The 22,064-nt window shown below is 45.9% G+C and carries 20 protein-coding genes, 2 pseudogenes and 1 riboswitch; of the genes and pseudogenes, 16 read left to right on the top strand and 6 right to left on the bottom strand.

The annotated features are described in order from the left end of the window. The first annotated feature begins 31 nt into the window (after positions 1-31). From GBH70_RS08960 to GBH70_RS08950, 3 genes are all read left to right on the top strand, one after another. On the top strand, positions 32-1,549 hold the full coding sequence (locus GBH70_RS08960) for a carboxypeptidase M32 (protein ID WP_151680719.1): 1,518 nt from the start codon (positions 32-34) through the stop codon (positions 1,547-1,549). A gap of 70 nt (positions 1,550-1,619) precedes the next feature. Next, positions 1,620-1,721: riboswitch (purine riboswitch) on the top strand. 164 nt (positions 1,722-1,885) lie between these two features. Then, positions 1,886-2,473 carry a xanthine phosphoribosyltransferase gene (gene xpt, locus GBH70_RS08955; protein ID WP_151680718.1) on the top strand — a complete coding sequence of 196 codons (588 nt, stop codon included), beginning with the start codon at positions 1,886-1,888 and terminating at the stop codon, positions 2,471-2,473. Then, positions 2,470-3,783: a nucleobase:cation symporter-2 family protein gene (locus tag GBH70_RS08950; RefSeq protein ID WP_151680717.1), complete on the top strand. Its 1,314-nt coding sequence runs from the start codon at positions 2,470-2,472 to the stop codon at positions 3,781-3,783. Before xpt ends, GBH70_RS08950 begins: the two co-directional genes overlap by 4 nt. A gap of 45 nt (positions 3,784-3,828) precedes the next feature. On the opposite strand, the pseudogene GBH70_RS08945 reads toward GBH70_RS08950, so the two are convergent. Together GBH70_RS08945 and GBH70_RS08940 are read right to left on the bottom strand one after the other, a co-directional pair. Next, positions 3,829-4,539, bottom strand: a pseudogene (locus GBH70_RS08945) (SPFH domain-containing protein); the annotation flags it as partial. A 272-nt stretch (positions 4,540-4,811) separates the two neighbouring features. Next, the gene (locus GBH70_RS08940) at positions 4,812-5,015 is read right to left on the bottom strand and encodes a methionine aminopeptidase (RefSeq protein ID WP_151680716.1); all 204 of its coding nucleotides are present in this window, start codon (positions 5,013-5,015) and stop codon (positions 4,812-4,814) included. A 171-nt stretch (positions 5,016-5,186) separates the two neighbouring features. Here GBH70_RS08940 and GBH70_RS08935 point away from each other — a divergent pair, with 171 nt between their 5' ends. From GBH70_RS08935 to glnA, 3 genes are all read left to right on the top strand, one after another. Continuing rightward, complete coding sequence (locus GBH70_RS08935; protein ID WP_151680715.1) at positions 5,187-8,780, top strand: dynamin family protein; 3,594 nt, start codon at positions 5,187-5,189, stop codon at positions 8,778-8,780. 114 nt (positions 8,781-8,894) lie between these two features. Next, the gene (locus GBH70_RS08930; RefSeq protein WP_151680714.1) at positions 8,895-9,290 is read left to right on the top strand and encodes a MerR family transcriptional regulator; all 396 of its coding nucleotides are present in this window, start codon (positions 8,895-8,897) and stop codon (positions 9,288-9,290) included. 67 nt (positions 9,291-9,357) lie between these two features. Continuing rightward, positions 9,358-10,695 (top strand): type I glutamate--ammonia ligase, encoded by a 1,338-nt coding sequence (gene glnA / locus GBH70_RS08925; RefSeq protein WP_151680713.1) that lies wholly within the window; start codon positions 9,358-9,360, stop codon positions 10,693-10,695. Between the two features lie 109 nt (positions 10,696-10,804). Here the strand turns inward: glnA and GBH70_RS17995 are convergent. Beyond that, positions 10,805-11,346, bottom strand: a pseudogene (locus GBH70_RS17995) (site-specific integrase); the annotation flags it as partial. 373 nt (positions 11,347-11,719) lie between these two features. After that, entirely contained in the window at positions 11,720-11,827 is a 108-nt protein-coding gene (locus GBH70_RS08915; RefSeq protein ID WP_151680712.1) for a YjcZ family sporulation protein, read from the bottom strand. Positions 11,828-12,803: 976 nt separating this feature from the next. On the opposite strand from GBH70_RS08915, the gene GBH70_RS08905 reads away from it, so the two are divergent. After that, a complete protein-coding gene (locus GBH70_RS08905) occupies positions 12,804-13,871 on the top strand; it encodes a DnaD domain-containing protein (protein WP_151680710.1) in 1,068 nt (355 codons plus the stop codon). A 223-nt stretch (positions 13,872-14,094) separates the two neighbouring features. Here the strand turns inward: GBH70_RS08905 and GBH70_RS08900 are convergent, their stop codons facing one another. Further along, complete coding sequence (locus tag GBH70_RS08900) at positions 14,095-14,574, bottom strand: flavodoxin domain-containing protein (protein ID WP_151680709.1); 480 nt, start codon at positions 14,572-14,574, stop codon at positions 14,095-14,097. 267 nt (positions 14,575-14,841) lie between these two features. Then, a complete protein-coding gene (gene lexA / locus GBH70_RS08895; RefSeq protein ID WP_151680708.1) occupies positions 14,842-15,462 on the bottom strand; it encodes a transcriptional repressor LexA in 621 nt (206 codons plus the stop codon). Positions 15,463-15,663: 201 nt separating this feature from the next. Here lexA and yneA point away from each other — a divergent pair, with 201 nt between their 5' ends. From yneA to GBH70_RS08850, 9 genes are all read left to right on the top strand, one after another. Continuing rightward, positions 15,664-15,984, top strand: a complete 321-nt coding sequence (gene yneA, locus GBH70_RS08890) for a cell division suppressor protein YneA (protein WP_253693677.1) — start codon at positions 15,664-15,666, stop codon at positions 15,982-15,984. A gap of 19 nt (positions 15,985-16,003) precedes the next feature. Continuing rightward, positions 16,004-16,657: a YneB family resolvase-like protein gene (locus tag GBH70_RS08885; protein WP_151680706.1), complete on the top strand. Its 654-nt coding sequence runs from the start codon at positions 16,004-16,006 to the stop codon at positions 16,655-16,657. An 85-nt stretch (positions 16,658-16,742) separates the two neighbouring features. Continuing rightward, entirely contained in the window at positions 16,743-16,976 is a 234-nt protein-coding gene (locus GBH70_RS08880) for a DUF896 domain-containing protein (protein ID WP_151680705.1), read from the top strand. A 152-nt stretch (positions 16,977-17,128) separates the two neighbouring features. Then, on the top strand, positions 17,129-19,135 hold the full coding sequence (tkt, locus tag GBH70_RS08875) for a transketolase (RefSeq protein WP_151680704.1): 2,007 nt from the start codon (positions 17,129-17,131) through the stop codon (positions 19,133-19,135). Positions 19,136-19,327: 192 nt separating this feature from the next. Next, the gene (gene sirA, locus GBH70_RS08870; protein ID WP_151680703.1) at positions 19,328-19,768 is read left to right on the top strand and encodes a sporulation inhibitor of replication protein SirA; all 441 of its coding nucleotides are present in this window, start codon (positions 19,328-19,330) and stop codon (positions 19,766-19,768) included. A 68-nt stretch (positions 19,769-19,836) separates the two neighbouring features. Next, entirely contained in the window at positions 19,837-20,055 is a 219-nt protein-coding gene (locus GBH70_RS08865; protein WP_151680702.1) for a YneF family protein, read from the top strand. 261 nt (positions 20,056-20,316) lie between these two features. Continuing rightward, positions 20,317-21,024 carry a cytochrome c biogenesis CcdA family protein gene (locus GBH70_RS08860; RefSeq protein WP_151680701.1) on the top strand — a complete coding sequence of 236 codons (708 nt, stop codon included), beginning with the start codon at positions 20,317-20,319 and terminating at the stop codon, positions 21,022-21,024. Between the two features lie 22 nt (positions 21,025-21,046). Continuing rightward, a complete protein-coding gene (locus GBH70_RS08855) occupies positions 21,047-21,406 on the top strand; it encodes a response regulator (RefSeq protein WP_151680700.1) in 360 nt (119 codons plus the stop codon). Between the two features lie 147 nt (positions 21,407-21,553). Next, entirely contained in the window at positions 21,554-22,033 is a 480-nt protein-coding gene (locus GBH70_RS08850) for a CcdC family protein (RefSeq protein ID WP_151680699.1), read from the top strand. Positions 22,034-22,064 lie beyond the last annotated feature (31 nt).

Here is a 22,064-nt window from a genome sequence, read left to right as displayed (position 1 = left end):
GAATTAGAATCATTGGATGGGAGGCATGATTATGGCAGTGGGGCCAATTGAAGAACTGGAAAAGACGTTTTTGCAGTACGTTAAAAAAATCAAAACATACGAAGAGGCGCTCGCATTGATTTACTGGGATTTGCGGACTGGCGCGCCTAAAAAGGGCGTGGAGCAGCGCGCGGAAGTGATCGGCGTTTTATCGGGTGAAGTGTTTGCCATGCAGACATCGAAAGAGATGGGGGAATTAATCGAAAGGCTCATGCCGTACAAAGGCAACCTGTCGGAAGTAACCGCCAAAACATTGGAAGAGTGCAAAAAACAATACGAACGCAGCAAAAAAATTCCGCCGGCAGATTACGAGGCATACACAGTGCTCGTTTCAAAAGCGGAAAGCGTTTGGGAAGAAGCAAAGGCGAAGGCCGACTTCAACCTTTTCAGGCCGTATCTTGAACAAATTGTCGGGTACAAAAAGAAATTTGTCCAGTACTGGGGATATGATGGCAATCCGTACAATACCTTATTGGATTTGTATGAACCGGGCATCACAGTGGATGTGCTTGATAAAGTTTTCCAACAGGTAAAAGAAGCGATTGTGCCGCTCGTACATAAAATTAACGCTTCCAAAGAAAAGCCGCGCACCGATTTTCTTTTTAAAACGTTCCCGAAAGAAAAGCAAAAAGCTTTCACCTTGAAAATTTTGGAACAAATGGGCTTTGACTTCAATGCCGGCCGGCTGGATGAAACGGTGCATCCGTTTGCAACCTGCATCAACCAGGGAGACGTGCGGATCACGACGCGTTACGATGAAAAAGACTGGCGCGTCGACGTTTTCGGTGTCATGCACGAAGGCGGCCATGCCCTCTACGAGCAGCATATTTCAAAAGGGCTTTCAGGCACGCCGCTTGCCGAAGGGGCTTCGATGGGGATTCATGAATCGCAGTCACTGTTTTACGAAAACATCATCGGCCGCTCATACGCGTTTTGGAAGAAAAATTACGCACTGTTGAAGCAGTACGCTTCCGGGCAGTTTGACGATGTGCCTTTGGGGGAATTTTACCGGGCAGTAAACGAAGCGAAACCTTCCCTCATCCGGATTGAAGCCGATATGCTGACGTATTCGCTTCATATAATGGTCAGGTACGAAATCGAAAAAGCGCTGTTCAACGATGAAATCAGTGTGAAAGACCTGCCTGTAATTTGGAATGAGAAATATGGGGAATATTTGGGCGTCCGGCCGCAAAACGACGGGGAAGGCGTGCTCCAGGATGTGCACTGGGCCGGCGGGGATTTCGGCTATTTTCCGTCTTATGCGCTCGGCATGATGTACGCCGCCCAGTTTAAGCAAGCGATGCTGAAAGATTTACCTGATTTTGACGGACTTGTTGCAAAAGGCGACCTGCAACCAATCCGAGAGTGGCTCACAGAGCATGTCCATCGGTTCGGCAAAATGAAAAAACCGGCGGAAATTTTGCGTGATGCCACAGGAGAAGAGCTCAATGCCCAATATTTGATTGATTATTTAACAGAAAAATTCACGGACGTGTACCGGTTACAGTAATAAATTGAAAATATTCCTTCTTTTTGTCGGGAACTTTTCAAATTTGCCGAACAATGCTATAATACGGATACATTTTAATTCGGCATTCACTCATATAATCGCGGGAATACGGCACGCAAGTTTCTACCAGGCCACCGTAAATGGCCTGACTATGGGTGGGCAATGCGGACTTCTTAATTTTAAGATGTTCTGATTCCTTTTTGCATATAAAAGCGCAAAGGGCGTTGCTTACTCCATGTATGTGGGTGCAGCGGCCTTTGGGCTTTTTTCTTTTCCCAAAGGCCGGATTATTTCAGCAAAGTGATTCAGCAGGGAAGGCGAAGAGGAGGAGTAAGATTGAAAGCATTGCAGGAGAAAATTAAACAGGACGGCCTCGTACTCTCGGACCAGGTCTTAAAGGTGGACTCGTTTTTAAACCACCAGGTCGACCCGGTATTGATGAAAAAAATGGGGGAAGAATTTGCCCGGTTGTTTAGAAAGGACGGCGTCACCAAAATTTTGACGCTTGAATCATCCGGCATTTCGCCGGCTTTGATGGCTGCGCTCGAATTAAAAGTGCCAATGGTGTTTGCGCGGAAAAAAAAACCGCTGACGCAAAGCGCGGATGTCTACACCGCAACTGTCCATTCGTTTACAAAAAATACAACTCATGAAATTATCGTTTCGCGCGCCTTTTTAACAAACCGTGACAAGGTGCTCATCATTGATGATTTTCTTGCATACGGGCAGGCGGCGGAAGGATTGATCGATATTGTAAAACAGGCGGGCGCGAATTTATCGGGCATCGGCATTGTTATTGAAAAAGCGTTCCAGCCGGGCGGGGAAAGGCTCCGCAGCCGGGGGATCCGCGTTGAGTCTCTGGCCGTGATCCAGTCGCTTAAAAACGGCACGGTTTCGTTTTTAGAGGAGGCGTATGCAAATTGAAATCGAACAAGGCAAAAACGACCGTTCTCGCGATCCAGCATGTGCTTGCAATGTATGCAGGGGCCGTCATTGTCCCGATTATTGTTGGCAGCTCGCTTGGGATGAACAGCAAGCAGTTGACCTATCTTGTTTCGGTCGATATTTTCATGTCCGGCATTGCAACACTCTTACAAGTATGGAAAAACAGATTTTTCGGCATCGGCCTTCCGATTGTCCTTGGCTGCACTTTTACTGCGGTCGGCCCGATGATCGCAATTGGTAAGCAGTTCGGCGTTTCGGCCATTTATGGCGCGATCATTGCTTCTGGCCTGTTTGTCATCATCATCAGCAAATTTTTCAGCAAACTCGCACGCTTTTTCCCGCCGGTTGTCACCGGATCAGTCGTAACGATTATCGGTGTGACGCTTATTCCGGTTGCCATGAACGATATGGCTGGCGGACAGGGCAGCAAAGATTTCGGTTCAATTTCCAATATTGCGCTCTCGTTCGGCACGCTGCTTGTCATTGTCCTTTTACAGCGTTTTGCAAAAGGATTTATCCGCTCCATTTCGATTTTAATCGGGCTTGCATTCGGAACGGTTGCCGCCGCCTTTTTCGGAAAAGTGAGCTTTGCCCCTGTGGCTGAAGCGTCATGGGTGCATATCGTCCAGCCGTTTTATTTCGGCATGCCGTCATTTGAATGGAGTTCCACAATTACAATGATTTTGGTTGCCTTGGTGAGCCTCGTCGAATCATCCGGCGTCTATTTCGCTTTAAGCGATATTACGAAAAAACCTGTCAATGAAAACGACCTAACGCGGGGTTACCGGGCAGAGGGGCTTGCCGTCATGCTTGGCGGGATTTTCAACTCATTCCCGTATACCGCCTTTTCGCAAAACGTCGGCCTTGTGCAATTATCCGGCGTGAAATCGAAATCTATAATGTATTTGGTTGGTACATTTTTGCTTGTATTCGGCACGATTCCGAAACTCGGCGCGCTGACGACGATTATCCCGTCTTCTGTGCTCGGCGGGGCGATGATCGCAATGTTCGGTATGGTCATTGCTTCCGGTATTAAGATGTTGAGCAAAGTCGATTTTACGAAAAACGAAAACTTGTTCATCATTGCCTGCTCGGTCGGGATCGGGCTCGGGGTAACGGTTGCTCCGGATATATTTAAGGATCTACCAAGCAACCTCCAGCTTCTGACGCAAAGCGGCATTGTCGCCGGAAGTTTCACCGCCATTTTGCTGAATATCTTCTTCCATATTGTGCCGTCAAAAGCAAAAGCGGAAGCAAAAGTAAAAGAAGCGGGGACACAGGCTTTCTGATTGAAAAAAGGCTGAATCGGATCGGATTCAGCCTTTTTTCACACGCTAATTCAAATTCCCTGTATTGATGACCGGCTGGGCTGCCCGGTCGGAGACAATCGAAACCATCAAATTGTTAATCATCACCATTTTCCGTTCTTCATCAAGATTGAGCCCGTCTTTTTCAAGCTGTTCGATCGCCATCTGCGCCATGCCGACTGCACCTTCGACGATTTTTTTGCGGGCGGCGAGAATTGCAGAAGCCTGCTGGCGCTGCAGCATGACGCTCGCGATTTCTGTAGAGTAGGCAAGATGGGTGAGCCGTGCTTCTATCACATCCACCCCAGCCACATCAAGGCGCGGCTGCAGCTCTTGTTTTAAATGTTCTGACACTTCTTCTCCGTTTCCGTGCAGCGAAAGGCCCTCTTCATCCGCGTTGTCATAAGGATATTTTGTGGCAACGTGGCGCAGCGCTGTTTCGCTCTGGATCTTTACAAATTCTTCGTAATTTTCGACATCAAACACCGCTTTTGCTGAATCTATCACCCGGAACACAATGACGGCCGCGATTTCTATCGGATTGCCGTCCACATCATTGACTTTTAATTTGGCGCTGTTAAAATTCCGTACCCGCAACGAAACCCTTCTTCTGAAACTGAGCGGCACCGTCATATATATGCCGCTTTCCCGAATGCTGCCGATGTAGTGGCCGAAAAAAGTGACAACCAGCGCCTGGTTCGGCTGGATGACGGAGATTCCGGACGCCAGCAATAAAGCGGCAGCAAGCAGGATAACCCCGGCCTAAAAACGAACTCCAAACAGCAGCATCAACCCGGCCAGACTTATCACAATAATGGCTAAAATCCCGAGAAAACCATTCATATGCCAAGCTTTTTTCTCAATCATCTAGCCCATCCCTTGAGATCTATTTTTCTAACTTTATACCATGGTCATAACACTTTGGCACGATGCCGTCATGCTGGATCCAAAAGTTTTCCACTAACATTTTATGAAACAAAGCAGATAAAAACCGCCCAAGGCTTGGATGGTTACAGTTGATTCGACTCCCAATCCGCTAAGGTTCCTGTTCCATTGCAGCCTGAGCAGTCAAAAGGATAGATGTACTCGAAAGCAGCCGGCATTATAAACCCGCGGCCGCCGCAATCCGGGCACTTGGTTTTTTCGCGCATCGCAGAAAGGTATTTTTCACGTCGCACCGACTGTCGGTTAGAGATGGCGCTGAATAAACCCATTTGCGATCACCTCCCGATCTTTCCCCCTATATTATGGCTTTTTTTCTGGATCATTACCCGCATCGTCTCTTGATTTTTCGTACGGAGCAAAAAATTAGTTTAATATAGTATGAATAAGGCGAAAAATTCGTTAAAATAAAGCTATCACGAAAACTAGGGGAGTATGGAAATATGGTCAAACTACAGGAGAGGAACAAAGGGATAATAGCACGCATTTTAGGTTTAATTGAACATTTTCGGCAAAACGGGGATATAGATAGGGCGGAGAAAGCGAAAAGCCTGTTGAAAAAAGTGCGCCAGCAGGACTTCTATATTGCGTTTTGCGGACATTTTTCCTCCGGCAAGTCCACGATGATCAACGCTTTATTGGGCAGCCGCGTATTGCCGTCCAGTCCGATTCCGACAAGCGCCAATTTGGTAAAAATAAAAAGTGGTGCGGAAGACTACGCCATTGTTTACGAAAAAGGGGAAGCGCCCCTGTTTTTTCACGCGCCTTATGACTTTAAAGTGGTTAAAAATTATTGCAAAAAAGGGCATATCAAAGAAATCGAAATAAGCATGCCGGATTCAAACTTGCCAAAAGGGCTGACGGTGATGGATACGCCCGGTGTCGATTCAACGGATGATGCCCACCGCATCGCCACCGAGTCCGCGATCTATTTGGCCGATCTCGTCTTTTACGTCATGGACTACAACCATGTCCAGTCCGAGCTGAATTTTACATTTACAAAAGAACTGCTCGATCACGGCCTTGAGCTTTACCTTATTGTCAACCAGATTGACAAGCACCGCGAAGAAGAGCTGCCGTTTTCATCTTTCCGGAAGGGGGTTGAAAACGCATTTGCTTCATGGCATGTGCACCCGCGCGGCATTTTTTACACGTCATTAAAAGACCTCCGCCATCCGCATAACGGGTTCGGGGAGCTGAAGGAGCTGATCAGCCGCGCCGTTTCCGAAAAAGATGCGCGGCTTGAACGATCTGTTGAAGCATCTTTGCGCGTCCTCGAAGCGGAACATGCTGTATGGCTTGAAGAGCAGGTGATGCAGCAAAAAGAAAAATATGTAGCGGTGGCGGAAAAATATCCGGATATGGATAAAGAAAAGACGTTCCAAGCCGAACAGCGGTGGCTAGAAGAAGAAAGGGCGCTGTCCTCGCGCCTTGAAAAATGGGAGGCAGATGCACATCGTTCGCTTCAGGCGCTTTTGCAAAACGCGTATTTAATGCCGTTTGAAACGAGGGAAAAGGCGAGACTGTATTTGGAAAGCATGCAAAAAGATTTCCAGGTTGGTTTTTTTGCGAAAAAGAAAAAAAGGGAAGAAGTGAGGAAACAGCGTCTCCAGGATTTTTACGCCGCGCTCAAAAGCAGTGTGGAAGCACAAATCGACTGGCATCTCCGTTCGCTTGCGCAAAGTGCCTTAAAAACGCTCGGCCTTGCCCGGTCGCACCCATTTGAACAAGAGGCTTCGGCATTGTCCGCGGATTTCAGCGAAACGCTGCTTGCCGGGCAGGTGAAGGAAGGCGCACGCATCACCGGTGATGCCATCCTTCATTATTGCGACAATGTTTCCGAACAAATCAAACGTTTGGCCCGCAAAGCATGGGAGAATTGGCAGGCGCGTGTGCTGGAAGAAGCCGGGAAGGAAACGGCGGAACAGCTCGAAAAACTCCGCCGCGAGGCCGCGCCTTTAAGGGAACTGGCGGACGCATACCGCGGCCTTGAAAAAATAAAAATGGAACTGGCGGAAAAACGTAACAGCCTGAATGCCCCGGCCCTCCATCCTGAGCAACTGCTCGCCGAAATCGAACAGGAATGGGGACAGGAGAAAACGCATTACCGGGTCTACCGTGGGGAACGGGAAGCGGAAACGGCGGCCGGCTCAGGGACGGGGGCTGGAAAAACAGTTTCAGAATCCTGGGAACAGGCCGCAGTTTTGCCTTCGGATACGGTGCTCGCCAAAATGGAACAAGCAATTGACCTGCTTGGGAACAAGCAAGGATTTAAACGGTATACAGAAAACCTACGGAACAAGAGCATGCGTCTCAAACACCGGCGCTATACCGTCGCGTTGTTCGGGGCCTTCAGCGCCGGGAAATCATCTTTTGCCAACGCGCTGATCGGCGAAAAAACGCTGCCTGTTTCGCCGAACCCGACGACAGCCGCGATCTGCCGGATCTGCCCGCCGGAAGCAGAACACCCGCACGGCACGGCAGCCGTCCAGCTGAAAACGGAAGCGCAAATGCTTGAAGACCTGCAAAAATCGCTTTCCGTTTTCGAACTAAGCTGTAATTCTTTCGATGAGGCGCTCGTGCAAATCGATAAAATATGGCCCTCCAAAACGGAAAAGGCGAAAGAAAAAGTCCACTTGTCTTTTTTGCATGCTTTCCGAAAAGGTTACACGCGTTTCCAGACGCAATTGGGGATGAAACTTAAAACCGGCATGGAAACATTCCGGCAGTTTGTCGCAAATGAAGCACAATCATGCTTTGTGGAATCGATCGATTTATATTACGACTGCCCGCTTACAAGCATGGGCATCACTCTTGTCGACACGCCCGGGGCCGATTCGATCAATGTGCGGCATACCGGTGTGGCGTTTGAATATATCAAAGATTCGGATGCCGTCTTCTTTGTTACCTATTACAACCATGCGTTTGCGCGGGCGGACAGGGAATTTTTGATTCAGCTCGGGCGCGTAAAAGATGCTTTTGAACTGGATAAGATGTTTTTTATCGTGAACGCGATTGATCTGGCATCTTCCGGTGAAGAATATAAAGAAGTGATGGCCTATGTTGAAAGCCAACTTCTGCATTTCGGTATACGCAACCCGCGTCTTTACGGCGTCTCAAGCCTCCTTGCACTCGAGGGGCAGCCGGAAAAATCGCAGCTTCCGGCGTTTGAAGCCGGCTTCCGCCAATTTTTGGACCGCGAACTGCTGAATATGGTGCTTCTGTCCGCGCAAAGTGAATTGGACCGCGGGCTACAGATGGTGGATGCCGTCATTGCGGATGCAAATGAATCAAAGGAAATGAAAAAAGTGAAGCGGGAACAGCTGAAGCAATTAAGCCAACAGGCAGCCGCCCTGCTTGAGGAAACAAATCCGTCTGTGCTTCTTGAAAGTGCCGCGCAGGAACAGAAAGAACTGCTGTATTATGTAAAACAGCGCGTATTTTACCGCTTCCCTGATTTTTTCAAAGAAGCGTTTAATCCGGCTGTCATTAAATCATCCCGGGATCTGCGGGGGGCATTGGTGGAACTTGCGGGATCGCTCGGCTATGACCTCGCGCAGGAAATGCGGGCAACAACCGTCCGGCTTGAAGCGCACTGTAAACAGTTGATCGCTTCCATAAATCAGGAATGGAATGTGCAGATAAAAAATCTGCTTGATGATTTATCAATCAGCGCATTTGAAGCGGCAGCACACGAAACGCCGGAATTTCTGCCCGCTTTCCATGAAGCGGATTTAAAGCCGCTTGAAAAAACATTCCGCCATTTTAAAAATGCAAAATCTTTTTTCGAGAAAAACGAGAAAGCGGACATGCAGGATGAACTGCAGGCGATGTTCGAACCACTTGCACAAAATTATTTGGAAGTGCAGGGGGAAAAGCTTTCCGCGTCATTCCGCGCCTGGCTGGAACGGGAATTCAGCCGGATGATCTCAGAAGCGAAACTTGACATCAACGAGCAATTTGCTGCCAGACTTGAAGCACTCAAGGAAAGTGTGGACGTGGATGAATGGGTTGAAATCCGCAAAAAGTTGGCATGATATTCTTATAGACAAAAAAATTTCACGAAAAAATATGTAAGATATTATAACATTATATTGACAAAAAAACTTACATCGAATATAGTGGGAATATAAAGAAAAGGAGAGTTCGATATGGGTCGAAAAGAAATACGGCGCTCGATGCCGCTTTTGCCGATCGGAACCGTCATGAAATTAACGGATTTATCGGCCCGGCAAATCCGCTATTACGAAGAACACGATCTCATTTCTCCTGCAAGAACAGAAGGGAACCGCCGCCTTTATTCGCTGAACGATGTCGACCGTCTTCTGGATATTAAAGATTTGCTGGACCAGGGGATCAACATCGCGGGCATCAAAAAAATCTTTCTAATGAAAGATCATCATGCAGCGGGTCCTCAACCGGTCCTTGTAAAAAATGAGGTGTCAGACGAAGAAATCCGCAAGCGGTTGCGCCAGGAACTGTTGCAGGCCGGCCGATTCCAAAGCCCGAGCTACAGGCTGGCGGATGCATCGAGGTTCTTTCATTAATTCGTTTAGAAGCTAGTTTTATAGCTTAGATATATATTTTTAAAGCATAAAGGGAGGAATACTGTTCATGCCAAAGTTTACACGCGAAGAGATTCTTAAAGATGCTAAAGAGCAAAATGTAAAATTTATCCGCCTGCAGTTTACGGACATTTTAGGGACGATCAAAAACGTTGAAATCCCGCTCAGCCAGCTAGAAAAAGCGCTTGATAATAAAATCATGTTTGATGGATCTTCTATTGAAGGATTTGTGCGGATTGAAGAGTCCGACATGTACTTATATCCGGATTATAATACATGGGTTATTTTCCCTTGGACAGCCGAAAAAGGAAAAGTTGCCCGCCTGATCTGTGATATTTACAATCCTGATGGCACACCGTTTGCAGGCGATCCGCGCAATAACTTGAAACGTGTTTTGAAGGAAATGGAAGATCTTGGATATACCCAATTTAACCTTGGGCCTGAACCGGAATTCTTCCTCTTTAAGCTGAATGAAAAAAATGAGCCTACGCTCGAGCTGAATGATAATGGCGGTTATTTTGACCTCGCTCCGACGGACCTCGGTGAAAACTGCCGCCGTGATATCGTGCTGGAACTGGAAGAAATGGGCTTTGAAATCGAAGCTTCCCACCATGAAGTGGCGCCTGGCCAGCATGAAATCGACTTTAAATATGCCGACGCCGTAACGGCCTGTGATAATATCCAAACATTTAAACTTGTGGTAAAAACAATCGCCCGCAAACACGGCCTGCATGCGACATTCATGCCAAAACCGCTGTTCGGCGTGAACGGCTCCGGCATGCACTCAAACCTTTCGCTCTTTAAAGGGAAAGAAAATGCATTCTATGATCCGGGTGAAGAAAAACTGCAGTTGAGCGAAACAGCTTACCAGTTCATCGCCGGCATTATGAAGCACGCACCGAATTTCACGGCTGTCACAAACCCGACTGTAAACTCTTATAAACGGCTTGTGCCTGGTTATGAAGCCCCTTGTTATGTGGCTTGGTCCGCACGCAACCGCAGCCCGCTCATGCGCATCCCGGCTTCCCGAGGTTTAAGCACACGCGTTGAAGTACGCAGTGTTGACCCGTCCGCCAACCCTTACTTGGCAATGGCTGTGCTGTTAAAAGCAGGGCTCGACGGCATCAAAAACAAACTGCAGGCGCCTGCACCGGTTGACCGCAATATTTATGTTATGACAAAAGAAGAACGGGAAGAAGCTGGCATCATCGATCTTCCTGGAACCCTGCTCCAGGCGCTTGAAAACTTAAAATCCGACGAAGTGATGACAGAAGCCCTTGGCGACCACATTCTCGAACACTTCCTGGAAGCAAAAGAGATTGAATGGGATATGTTCCGCACACAAGTGCACCAATGGGAACGCGACCAGTACATCGAAATGTATTAATAGAGGTAACCCCTTGAAGCGCAAGGCTTTGAGGGGTTTTTACATTTTGGTCAAATCCATTTTTGAAATGCGTCAATAAGCTTATGGCCAAAATTTGACCAAAAAAATTTCAGTTTTTGCTGCGGTTGTAATAGTCCTCAAATCTGTTCATTTTTTCTCTCTCGATTTTCTTCGATATATGGCCGTACACATCGGCGGTAATTTGTATGCTTCCGTGTCCCAGTCGTTCCTGCACATGCTTCAAATCAGCGCAGGCCTCGAGCTGCAGCACTGCATGAGTGTGCCGTAAAGAATGGATCGGAAGGGGAGGGAGCCCGGCCCTTTTTAATATCCGTGATAATGCATTTAAAAGGTTCGATTTCAGCATAAAATGACCGTCATTTCGGCAGTGCAAGGGTTTAGATCATGGTGATAAATTTCATTCAGGGCAAGTTTATTTTGGTTTTGATATTTCTTATGGAAGGTTAAATCGTTGATCAGACCTTTGCCGATCGTAATCATTCTTTTGGAATTGTACGTCTTTGGATCTCCAAACGGCTCTTCTTTTGATTTTGCTTGAAAGTCTAATGTTTTGTTAATGCTGATTGTTCCATTTTTCAAATCGACATCAGTCCATTACATAGCGGCGGCCTCGCCTTTTCTTATCCCGGTTGAACGACTGATGCTGATTGAATGGCTGTATGTCATTACTGGTTATACACGGGCGTTTTGGAAAAAAGCGACCTGGAGATTATTCATCTGTATGAATTAAACCTGACCTGAAATTAACTATTTGAATGTGTATTGTTGATGGAGATACAAATTATAATCAATGAATGATTCAGGCTACACTGATTATTTGCTCCTTTTTTTGAAATGTCTTGTTAACTTTTAGTTAATAGGGAGAACTGCAAGTATAAAAGGGTATTGTTGCAAATAAGAAAAAAGAAGCGAATTTTACGCTTCAGTAAAAAAGGTGAACCGAACGGAGGGTTTAATATTTAATTTTCTCTGTTAGGTTGTTGGCTAATTAATCTTTATAAGATTAGTATCCGTAGCCACTCATGTAAGATGTTCCCACAATAATCAGTAGGATAAACAGAACTACAATTAAAGCAAAATTAAAACCGTGGCCATATCCGCCATCTGACATCATGATCACCTTCTTTGCGGGAGATATTATAAAATATGCGGTTTTGGCGTAAGAGAAAGGGCAAAGCATGGAATTACTTTGAAAAAGGGCAAGTGTAGTAGAATAGAAAGTGCTTCATTTATTGAAAATCACCAATAACGTCTAGGACAATGATTATACGTAACAACATTTCTTCTTACAGGTCTAACAAAGTGTCTAGGAACAGTAAAGACGTTTACACGATTAACTTCTACTAATGGGTGGATAATAGGTTGGACACGAGGGAAAAAACGATTTCGAATCACATATTTTGGCCGACAAACTATTGGTCTAATATACAATTAACCTCACCACCTTGTTCACAAGATAGTACATGATATTCTGAAAAACAAAAGTACGAAATAGCTAAACATGGAAAATTTTAAAATTGTATTAAGAACTATGTTTAAGGCGATCCGAAACTGTTACAGAATGGAGTGAAAAAACGACAGTTGGACAGCTAATCAAAGATATAGAAAAATTGAAGATGAGTCAAAGTGAGCGTTTATTCCAGAAAGGTATGAGTCTCCGTTTATAACCAGTGAATTTAAAGTTAGTGAAGACCGAAACCTTGAAGGAGAGCGAAAACAATGAAGACTTTAAAAAGCAGCTGCCGTTATTTGAATATCAAGTCTCCTTTGATGATGTAAATCAATATTACCGACATTTTGTCCTAAGTGTGGAAGTGACGAACAAAAAGATGAGAAGAAAAAATTACAGTGTTATATTTGAAACTTTCAGGAAGTGTGTTAGAGGAGAAATTTAGTTCGCAGTACGAGCAAACCGCGAAATATGAAGGAGAACGCTATGAAAGCATCAGAATCTAAGATTTAGAGTAAATAAATCCGAAACATTTAATCTTGTTGGTAAGTTGAATTATTATTACAAAAAATAGTATAGTTATAAATAGGAATCTGGATAATAATTGGATCGTGATTATACAGGGAGGGAAGAGTGGATGATAGTGCTGAACCAGATGCTCTATTGGTCGGAAAGAATTGCCGATTTCGATCAATTTATTTTGGAAGAAAAGAAGCGCATGATAAGGGAAAACATTGATTTGTCCTGCTTAGAACTGCAATACGGCTGGATTTACAAAAAGGCGGATGAACTGGCAAAAGAATGCATGATTACAAACTCGGGAGCCACCATGCGCCGGTATTTGGACAAACTGTGCGAGCGAAGCTGGCTGTCAAAACGGATAAACCCAAAATACCGTTGGGATAAAACGATGCAATACCGGGTAAACCTTACCAAAATTCAGCGCGATCTCGCAAAACTGGGTTATGTTTTGGAAGGTTACAAACTGCCGGTTTTTAATGATGACGGAGCGGAATTTCAAAATGAAAATCCGGGCCATCAGGATGAAAATCCAAACTTTCAAAATGAATGTTCGGACGATCAGGTTGAAAATACATACTTTCAAAATGAAAATTCCAACGATCAATATGAAAACCCATGCTTTCAATATGAGCGCTCAAACGTTCACGATGAAAGTGCAATACCAAAGACTACTTCAGAGATTACTACAGAGACTACGGCAAAGATTACTTCTTCTTCAATAGAGCACTTTCCCGTTTTTGAAAAAGGTGAGGAAACAAAGAATGTAATCGCGTTTTATGAACAAAACGGCTTTGGAACAGCTGGTTCCTATATTGCCGAAAAAATTTTTACATGGTGTGATGAATTAACGGCGGAACTCGTGATAGAAGCGATGAAAACTGCAGTGGAACACGGCGTAGCAAACTGGAGATACTGTGAAACGATCTTAAAGGACTGGGCGGGGAAAAATGTGCAAACAGTGGAGGAGGCGCGTGCATTGCAGCTGGAATTTATAAAGCGGCGGCAGAGGCATTCTGGAATCCGGAGGAAAGAAGTGCTTCCCAGCTGGTTTTCGGAATTCGAGCACAGTTTCCTTGGCAGTTCTGCATTGCAGGAAAAAAGCCCGGAAGATATCGCCGCCCTGCGGCAACGCCTTGAAAAAATAAGGGAGCAGTATCGAAAAAAAGAAGCGGTCAAATCTTGACCATTTTAAAAACTTTAAGAAACGCAGCAAATCCATCGCTCGGAAAATTTGCTTCGTTTTCCGGTCCGCTGGTTAACCGGAAGGGCTGGCTAAATCAGCAAAAAAAGATGGAGGTGGAAGGTGCCGGCTTCCGACGATTCCCGTTTATTCGGGCGTACGTCCAGGCCGGCAACCGATGGAAAGGAAGGGGAAGAAGATGCGGGGGAAAATGGCGGCATCGGCACTACTTAAACACCGTATCGAAAAATCGTTCAATGCCTTCTTCGTTCAGCGCGCTCGTATTTTCCGTAACGCCTCTCATTTTTTTAACCAGCATTTTTTCTAAAAAGTTCATTTCGTCCAGCTTATATGCGTATCCTAACACTTCTTTGGCTACGGCGTGTTTCCGCAGTGCTTCCGGAAAGGCATGGTTAAATTCATCTATGACTTTTTTGCGGTCTGTTTCGCCGGCGCATAAAAAGAGGCCGACACGCTTCTGCAAAAGGATGTCCAAATGGTGTTTGATAAATTTGGTAAGCGGTTTCTGGATTTTTCCCAGATAAATGGATCCGCCGATCATGATGTTTTTGTAATCTGAGAGATTTGGCGGTTCTTCTTTTAAAATATTAATGGATAAAATTTCTTCCGGCGATTTTCTTAAGAGAGACCTGACAATGCCCTCAACCGTCCCGTGCTTGGAAGCGTAAACAACAATGTTGTTCATTTTTCTCAGTCCTTTGCTTAAAGTAACTTCATTAAAACTCCCAATATTAGGATAACCCTAAACAAAGGGATTGTTTACTATTTTTTTGTTACATTTTACTAATGATTCGAGAAAATTCGTTTTACCAGTACTAGCCGCAGAATTTCTTGCCCAAGTATGTTTTGGGAAAAATATACCTCATTACGGTATTTCGGCATTCATAATATCTTTAAATCTCGCATATCCTCTATTAAAAAAGAAGCAGCAAACAAACTGCTTCTCTCTACTTCAATGCACCATTTGACGGTACAGGCCGATGACTTTACCTAATATGGTTACATTTTTCAGAATGATCGGTTCCATTGTCGGGTTTTCAGGCTGCAGCCTGAAATGGTCTTTCTCTTTGAAAAACCTTTTGACGGTTGCTTCATTTTCGTCCGTCATGGCGACGACGATATCCCCGTTATCGGCGGTCTGCTGGGAACGGACAATGACGTAATCACCGTCCAAAATGCCCGCATCAATCATGCTCTCGCCTTCGACTTCCAACATATAAACAGAATCGTCGGAAGGGACAAGATGTTCCGGCAGCGGGAAATACTCCTCGATATTTTCAATTGCCGTAATCGGGATGCCGGCAGTGACTTTCCCGACAACAGGCACATTTACAACATTTTGAAGAGGAATTTCTTCTTCATGGTCCAAAATCTCAATCGCCCTCGGCTTCGTAGGGTCGCGCCGGATCAGCCCCTTGCTTTCAAGCCTGGCGAGGTGGCCGTGCACAGTCGAACTGGAAGCAAGGCCGACAGCTTGGCCGATTTCCCTTACGGAAGGGGGATAGCCTTTTGTCCGTACTTCCTGCTTAATGAAATTTAATATATCCTGTTGCCGTTTTGATAGTTTGGTCATAAAATTCCACCTCGTCGTTCAATTGTGATCGGCACATCCTTACAGCCGCACCTGCGAACGGCGGTGTGCCATTATTTGCTATTATTATATCACGCCGAAGAAGAAAAAACAAACATAAGTTCGAAAAAACTATTGACTAAAACACATGTTCGTTTTATAATTTTATTATCCAAACATCGAACAAATATTCGTGGAAGGGTGATGGCGGTGGCACGGTTATGGAAACAGTATAATTATGTTATGATTTTAATAGTTGTAATACTCATTTTAGGCTTTTATATGATTGCAAGTCTGCAGGACCGTTCAAGCTGCAGGGAGATTGTTGTCGGGGAAGGGCAAACACTTTGGAACATCGCTGACCGGTATGCCAAGGCCGGTTCCATGAACAGGGAGGAATTCATTCGTTGGGTGGAGGCCCATAACGATATAGATGGGAATATGATCAAAGCCGGCGAAAAAATCGTCATTCCGGTTGAAAAAAACGGCGTGCCGGGAAACGAAAATGAAATGGCATTTAAGTAAGAAGCAGGAGATTGGGAAAATGAAAGTCGTTTTATATTGCAGAGTAAGCACGGATAAAGAGAGCCAAGAAACTTCCCTGCACAGGCAGCGGGAAGAGCTCGAAAAACTTTCCGCAAGGCTCGGGTTCGAAGTGGCGGCCGTGATCGAAGACAGGGCGAGCGGATATGACCTGGACAGGCCAGGTGTGCTCGACCTGCTCGAGCTTTTGGATGCCGATCGGATCGATGCGGTGCTTGTCCAGGATGAAACGCGTATCGGACGGGGGAATGCAAAAATTGCACTCATTCATTTTTTATATAAAAAAGGGGTAAAAGTATATTGTTATGCCCAAAACGGGGAATTGGAGCTGTCGGAATCCGATTCCATGGTATTGAAAATAGTCAGCATGGTGGAAGAGTACCAGCGGAAGCTTCACAATTTAAAGATCAAGAGGGGCATGGAGCGTGCAGTAAAAAAAGGCTACCGCCCGCAAAAAAATTTAAAGGGACACGGCAATGTGCACGGCAAGGAAAGGAAAGATGTTCCGGTTGAAGAAATCGTCCACTTGCGCGAAAATGGTCTGACTTTCCAGGAAATTGCCGCCACTATGCGCGGATTCGGCTACCGCGTTTCAAAGGCAACTGTGCACCGGAGATACCAGGAATATATGGAGGAAAAGGGTTTTTCGGAATAGGGCTGTGTTGCCGGTGCACATCCGTTGCGGGCACGCCCGTTTTTTAGTAAGATAACTTAAAAACATGAAGATAAGGAGAGAAACGATGCTTTCTAAGGACAAAATGTCAAGGATTAATGAATTGGCGCGAAAAGCCAAAAACGGCGGGCTGACGGATGAGGAAGCAAAAGAACAGTCCAAATTGAGAAGCGAATATTTGCAGGCGTTCCGTTCTTCTATGAAACAAACAATCGAAAATGTCCGCGTCTTTGACCCTGACGGAAATGACGTCACACCGGAAAAAATCAAGCTCATTCAAATGAAGCGGAAAATGCACTAACGGCCCCTGAGTGGGCTTTTTGCATAAATAAATGTGTGCGGGCATACCAGCCTTTTTGCGCTGAAAGCCTGTAAGAGCTGTAAAAAAGTTGTGTTATTGGTTTAACTTGCCTTAATATAGGAATGTAACCACCGAGAGAAAGGATGATTAAGATGTTTGATAAAACGGATGAACTGGCAATCACGACGATCCGTACGCTGTCCATCGATGCCATTGAAAAAGCGAAATCGGGCCATCCCGGGTTGCCGATGGGGGCTGCTCCGATGGCGTACACGCTTTGGACAAGGTATATGAACCACAATCCTGAAAATCCGCACTGGTTTAACCGGGACCGCTTTGTATTATCCGCCGGCCACGGTTCTATGCTGCTGTACAGCCTGCTTCATTTATCCGGCTATCCGTTAAGCATGGACGAAATTAAAAATTTCCGGCAATTCGGAAGCAAAACCCCTGGCCATCCTGAATTTGGGCATACAGAAGGCGTTGAGGCAACGACCGGCCCGCTTGGACAAGGCATTGCGATGGCGGTCGGCATGGCGATGGCGGAAAGGCATCTGGCGGCAGTTTACAATAAAGAAAATTATCATGTCATTGACCACTATACATATGCGCTTTGCGGCGACGGGGACTTAATGGAGGGCGTTTCCGCGGAGGCGGCATCTTTGGCTGGACATTTAAAATTAGGCCGCCTCATTGTCTTGTATGACTCCAATGATATTTCCCTTGACGGTGAATTAAACAAGTCGTTCTCTGAAAGCGTTGAAGGGAGATTTAAAGCTTACGGCTGGCAATATTTGCGCGTGGAAGACGGTAATGACATCGGGGCCGTTGCAAAAGCCATTGAAGCAGCCAAGGCCGATACAACCCGCCCGACGCTGATTGAAGTGAAAACAATCATCGGGTACGGTTCCCCTAACAAATCTGGTAAATCCGCCGTCCACGGCGCTCCGCTCGGGGAAGAAGAACTGAAACTGACTAAAGAAGCGTATAAATGGACGTTTGAGGAAGACTTTTATGTACCGGATGAAGTATACAGCCGTTTCCGCGAATTAGTCATTGAAAACGGCGTGAAAAAGGAAAAAGAATGGCAGTCTTTGTTCGCTGAATATGAACAACAATATCCGGAACTTGCCGCAGAGCTGAAGCTTGCCATCAAAGGGGAGCTTCCGGAAGGCTGGGATAAAGAGATTCCGGTTTATGAAGAAGGGAAAACGCTGGCGAGCCGTGCATCAAGCGGGGAAGTGCTTAATGCGGTTGCGAAGCGGCTGCCGTCATTATTCGGCGGTTCTGCCGATTTGGCCGGTTCTAACAATACCCGTATGAAAGAAGACAAAGATTATTTACCGGATGTTTACGAAGGACGCAATATCTGGTTCGGTGTCCGCGAATTTGCGATGGGCGCGGCATTGAACGGGATGGCCCTCCACGGCGGTGTGCATGTTTACGGCGGCACATTCTTTGTTTTCTCGGACTACCTTCGTCCGGCTATCCGGCTTGCTGCACTCATGGGACTCCCGGTTACGTATGTGTTTACGCATGACAGCATTGCGGTCGGGGAAGATGGTCCGACCCATGAACCGGTTGAACAGCTTCCGTCACTGCGCGCAATGCCGAATTTGTCCGTCATTCGTCCGGCTGATGGCAATGAAACGGCGGCAGCTTGGCGCCTCGCTTTAACATCCAAGGATCATCCGACAGCACTTGTCTTGACGCGGCAAGGGCTGCCAACGATCATAGGAACGGCCGAAACAGCGCAGGAAGGCGTTTCGAAAGGGGCTTATGTCATTTCACCGGCCCAAAAAGAAACAGCCGACCTCCTTTTGCTTGCCAGCGGCTCGGAAGTCCACCTGGCTGTAGAGGCCCAGAAACAGTTGGCAGGAGAAAATATTGATGCAGCTGTTGTCAGCATGCCGTCCTGGGACCGTTTCGAACAGCAAAGCCAAGAATATAAAGAATCCGTTCTGCCTAAAACCGTGAAGAAACGTCTTGCAATTGAAATGGCTTCCTCGTTCGGATGGGAAAGATATACCGGCGATGAAGGCGATATTTTGGCAATTGATACTTTCGGTGCGAGCGGAAAAGGCAATACGGTTGTGAAAGAATACGGGTTCACCGTTGAAAATGTCGTTGCGCGCGCGAAAAAACTATTGGATTTATAATCGATAAAATAAGAGCCTGCTTGATGCGGATTTCCGCAAATGGCAGGCTCATTTTTGTGTTTGCAGGGTGTAAAAACCGTTAACGGTGTTATTTTCGACACAACTTACAGAATTTTATAACACCGTACGACAACTTTTTTGAGGCTTTTCCATTATAGTAAGGGTAATAATGACGTTGGGAGTGATGCATGCATGCGGACTTATTATATTTATTTAATTGAAGAAGAAATTGCGCAGTATTATTACGGCAGGGAACGCATGTTTTTTGATCTGTTCAATCAATATTCCAGCGTGACCGGCAGATTAAAAAACGTTATCCGCCAGCAGATCGATTATATTACGAAACCGATTCCGCTTTTGTCCGTGCAACATGTCTTGCAGCAGATATTTCCCAATCAAAATGAAATGGTATATGAAAACGGCGCTTACCGGCTGATCTCAAACAAAAAGGGCCAGTATGCCGAAGTAAATATTGAGCAAAGGCTGCTTCGCCTCCATGCATCCGGCAGCTATGATACGGAAACAGCTATATTTGAAACTTTAAGGAAATTCAACGGCAATCTTCTTGCAATCGATTACGACAATAAACGGTTCGGTTGGATCAAGCCGGTGAAAGAAAGAAAATTCGTGTGAGGCGGCAAAGAAGTATTGTATAATTCAAGAGGATTTAGTACACTGTATGTGAGTGAAGGAGGTATACTATGACTTGGGTTTTTATTCTCGTAGCCCTTATTGCCCTTTTGGTCGGCATTGCGATCGGTTTTTTCATCGCACGTAAATATATGATGAATTACCTGAAGAAAAATCCGCCAATTAACGAACAAATGTTGAAAATGATGATGATGCAAATGGGCATGAAGCCGTCACAAAAGAAAATCAATCAAATGATGAATGCTATGAATAAACAAATGAAATTGTAAGCTGGATTGCCGGCTTTTGTGGGATATCTATTCCACTGTACAACTTCGCACGAATTTATAAACCACTTTTTCTGCCAAGATTCCACACAGAAAAGGTGGTTTTTGAGTTTATCCGCCATTTTTGGCCAACCCCCGGGACGTTTTCCTGCGATTCCCTTTCGATCAAACGGCGTGCGGATTTTCCGCCTTCTGGTAACTTTTTTTCATCAAACGGCTCTTTTTTTGTTAAAATGAATCTATGCCGGAACAAGGAGTGGACCAATGGCTGATATAACAGTATGGTTGTCTTTCGGGGCAGGCTTTATGAGTTTTATTTCGCCTTGCTGTTTGCCGCTCTATCCCGCGTTTGTTTCTTACATAACGGGTGCCTCTGTCGGCCAGTTAAAGGCGGGGCATGCGATGCGGAAGTGGAGGAGCATCGCGCATACCGCATGTTTTTTGGCAGGATTTTCCGTTGTTTTTATTGCCTTGGGATTCGGGGCTTCATGGATCGGGAATATGTTTATCACTTACGGGGACTTGATCCGGCAGCTCGGCGCAATTTTTCTCATATTTTTCGGGCTGGTGGCTGCCGGGGTTTTTCAGCCGCGGATATTCATGAAAGCTTATCGGTTTGATATAAAAAAACGGCCACTCGGGCTCGCCGGATCTTTTCTGGTCGGCCTCGTGTTTGCCGCAGGATGGACGCCGTGCACTGGCCCGATTTTGGCTTCTGTTTTGGCGCTGGCGGTGGCGAACCCGGCTTCCGCCTCCGTTTATATGGCTGCGTATGTGTTCGGCTTTTCCATTCCTTTTTTGATACTGGCCTTTTTTATCGGCCGCCTAGGGTGGATGCAGAAATACAGTGCGAAACTCGTAAAAATCAGCGGATTTGTGATGGCGGCTGCCGGGATCCTGCTCTTTTTTGACTGGATGGCCGTCATCTCCGGTTATATCAGTGCCTTATTTGGGGGATTTCAAGGTTTTTAGATGAAGAGGAGGAACACGTCCAATGGCAAGTATTTTAATCGTTGATGATGCAAAATTTATGAGAATGACTTTGGCTAAAATGCTGGAAAACGGCGGTCACACTGTTGTAGGCGAGGCGGAAAACGGGCAGCGGGCCATTGAATTGTACCGTGAATTAAAACCCGATGTAGTGACGATGGATATCACCATGCCTGAAATGACAGGCATTGAAGCGGTCAAAGCGATTATCCGCGAGTTTCCGGATGCGAAAATCATCATCTGTTCCGCACTCGGCCAGCAAAAATTGGTTGTTGAATCGATTGAGTCCGGCGCAAAAGACTTTATTGTCAAACCTTTTGACGAAGTGCGCGTTTTGGAAGCGGTTGATCGTGTGCTGAATTGAAGCCAGCGCTGTGAGAGGGGGCGGAACCAGGCTTTCCGTCTGGACAAAATACCCGTTTTTATGGTTGAATATAGGCATAAGAAAGCATATGTTTATCGTATCAATATTTTATATCGTAAAAAATTCGACTTTAAAGAGGGTTGAAGCATGGAAGGCATTATCATTTCGTTTGTGATTGCGATTTTGATGGGGTCTTTGGTGATTTTTGTCCGACTGAAAGGGCAGAACAAACCGGTTTCCGCAAAAAAAATTATTTTGCCTCCGATTTTTATGAGTACTGGGGCGCTAATGTTTACGGTTCCTTATTTCCGGGTGACTTCCCAGGAAGTATTGGAAGCCTTTGTGATGGGGATGTTTTTCTCGATTTTTTTAATCAAAACATCCCGTTTTGAAGTGCGTGACGGGGATATTTACTTAAAACGTTCCAAAGCATTTCCGTTTATCCTGATCGGGCTCCTTTTGATCCGCCTGCTGATGAAAGTGTTCCTCAGCTCAACGATTCAGGTCGGCCAGCTGAGCGGCATGTTTTTCCTGCTTGCGTTCGGCATGATTCTTCCGTGGCGTGTTGCCATGTACATACAATACCGGAGGCTCCTGCAGGAATTGGATGAAGGGGTCCGGGCTTAAGAAAACATCATTCGCAACTTCGGCGAATGAT

Origin of the sequence: Weizmannia acidilactici, from assembly GCF_008974225.1 — a bacterium.
GTDB classification, from domain to species: Bacteria; Bacillota; Bacilli; order Bacillales; family Bacillaceae_C; genus Weizmannia; species Weizmannia acidilactici.
The sequence above is the reverse complement of the archived record's forward strand: the minus strand, read 5'-3'. Positions and strand labels throughout refer to the sequence as shown.

Bases quoted from the DNA above. Each gene is read 5' to 3' on its own strand.
- lexA (WP_151680708.1), bottom strand. From the start codon at position 15,462: ATGACCAAACTATCAAAACGGCAACAGGATATATTAAATTTCATTAAG.
- tkt (WP_151680704.1), top strand. From the start codon at position 17,129: ATGTTTGATAAAACGGATGAACTGGCAATCACGACGATCCGTACGCTG.
- GBH70_RS08960 (WP_151680719.1), top strand. From the start codon at position 32: ATGGCAGTGGGGCCAATTGAAGAACTGGAAAAGACGTTTTTGCAGTAC.
- sirA (WP_151680703.1), top strand. From the start codon at position 19,328: ATGCGGACTTATTATATTTATTTAATTGAAGAAGAAATTGCGCAGTAT.
- GBH70_RS08940 (WP_151680716.1), bottom strand. From the start codon at position 5,015: ATGGGTTTATTCAGCGCCATCTCTAACCGACAGTCGGTGCGACGTGAA.
- GBH70_RS08900 (WP_151680709.1), bottom strand. From the start codon at position 14,574: ATGAACAACATTGTTGTTTACGCTTCCAAGCACGGGACGGTTGAGGGC.
- glnA (WP_151680713.1), top strand. From the start codon at position 9,358: ATGCCAAAGTTTACACGCGAAGAGATTCTTAAAGATGCTAAAGAGCAA.
- GBH70_RS08860 (WP_151680701.1), top strand. From the start codon at position 20,317: ATGGCTGATATAACAGTATGGTTGTCTTTCGGGGCAGGCTTTATGAGT.
- GBH70_RS08880 (WP_151680705.1), top strand. From the start codon at position 16,743: ATGCTTTCTAAGGACAAAATGTCAAGGATTAATGAATTGGCGCGAAAA.
- yneA (WP_253693677.1), top strand. From the start codon at position 15,664: ATGGCGGTGGCACGGTTATGGAAACAGTATAATTATGTTATGATTTTA.
- GBH70_RS08865 (WP_151680702.1), top strand. From the start codon at position 19,837: ATGACTTGGGTTTTTATTCTCGTAGCCCTTATTGCCCTTTTGGTCGGC.
- GBH70_RS08850 (WP_151680699.1), top strand. From the start codon at position 21,554: ATGGAAGGCATTATCATTTCGTTTGTGATTGCGATTTTGATGGGGTCT.
- GBH70_RS08905 (WP_151680710.1), top strand. From the start codon at position 12,804: ATGATAGTGCTGAACCAGATGCTCTATTGGTCGGAAAGAATTGCCGAT.
- GBH70_RS08930 (WP_151680714.1), top strand. From the start codon at position 8,895: ATGGGTCGAAAAGAAATACGGCGCTCGATGCCGCTTTTGCCGATCGGA.
- GBH70_RS08935 (WP_151680715.1), top strand. From the start codon at position 5,187: ATGGTCAAACTACAGGAGAGGAACAAAGGGATAATAGCACGCATTTTA.
- GBH70_RS08885 (WP_151680706.1), top strand. From the start codon at position 16,004: ATGAAAGTCGTTTTATATTGCAGAGTAAGCACGGATAAAGAGAGCCAA.
- GBH70_RS08855 (WP_151680700.1), top strand. From the start codon at position 21,047: ATGGCAAGTATTTTAATCGTTGATGATGCAAAATTTATGAGAATGACT.
- GBH70_RS08915 (WP_151680712.1), bottom strand. From the start codon at position 11,827: ATGTCAGATGGCGGATATGGCCACGGTTTTAATTTTGCTTTAATTGTA.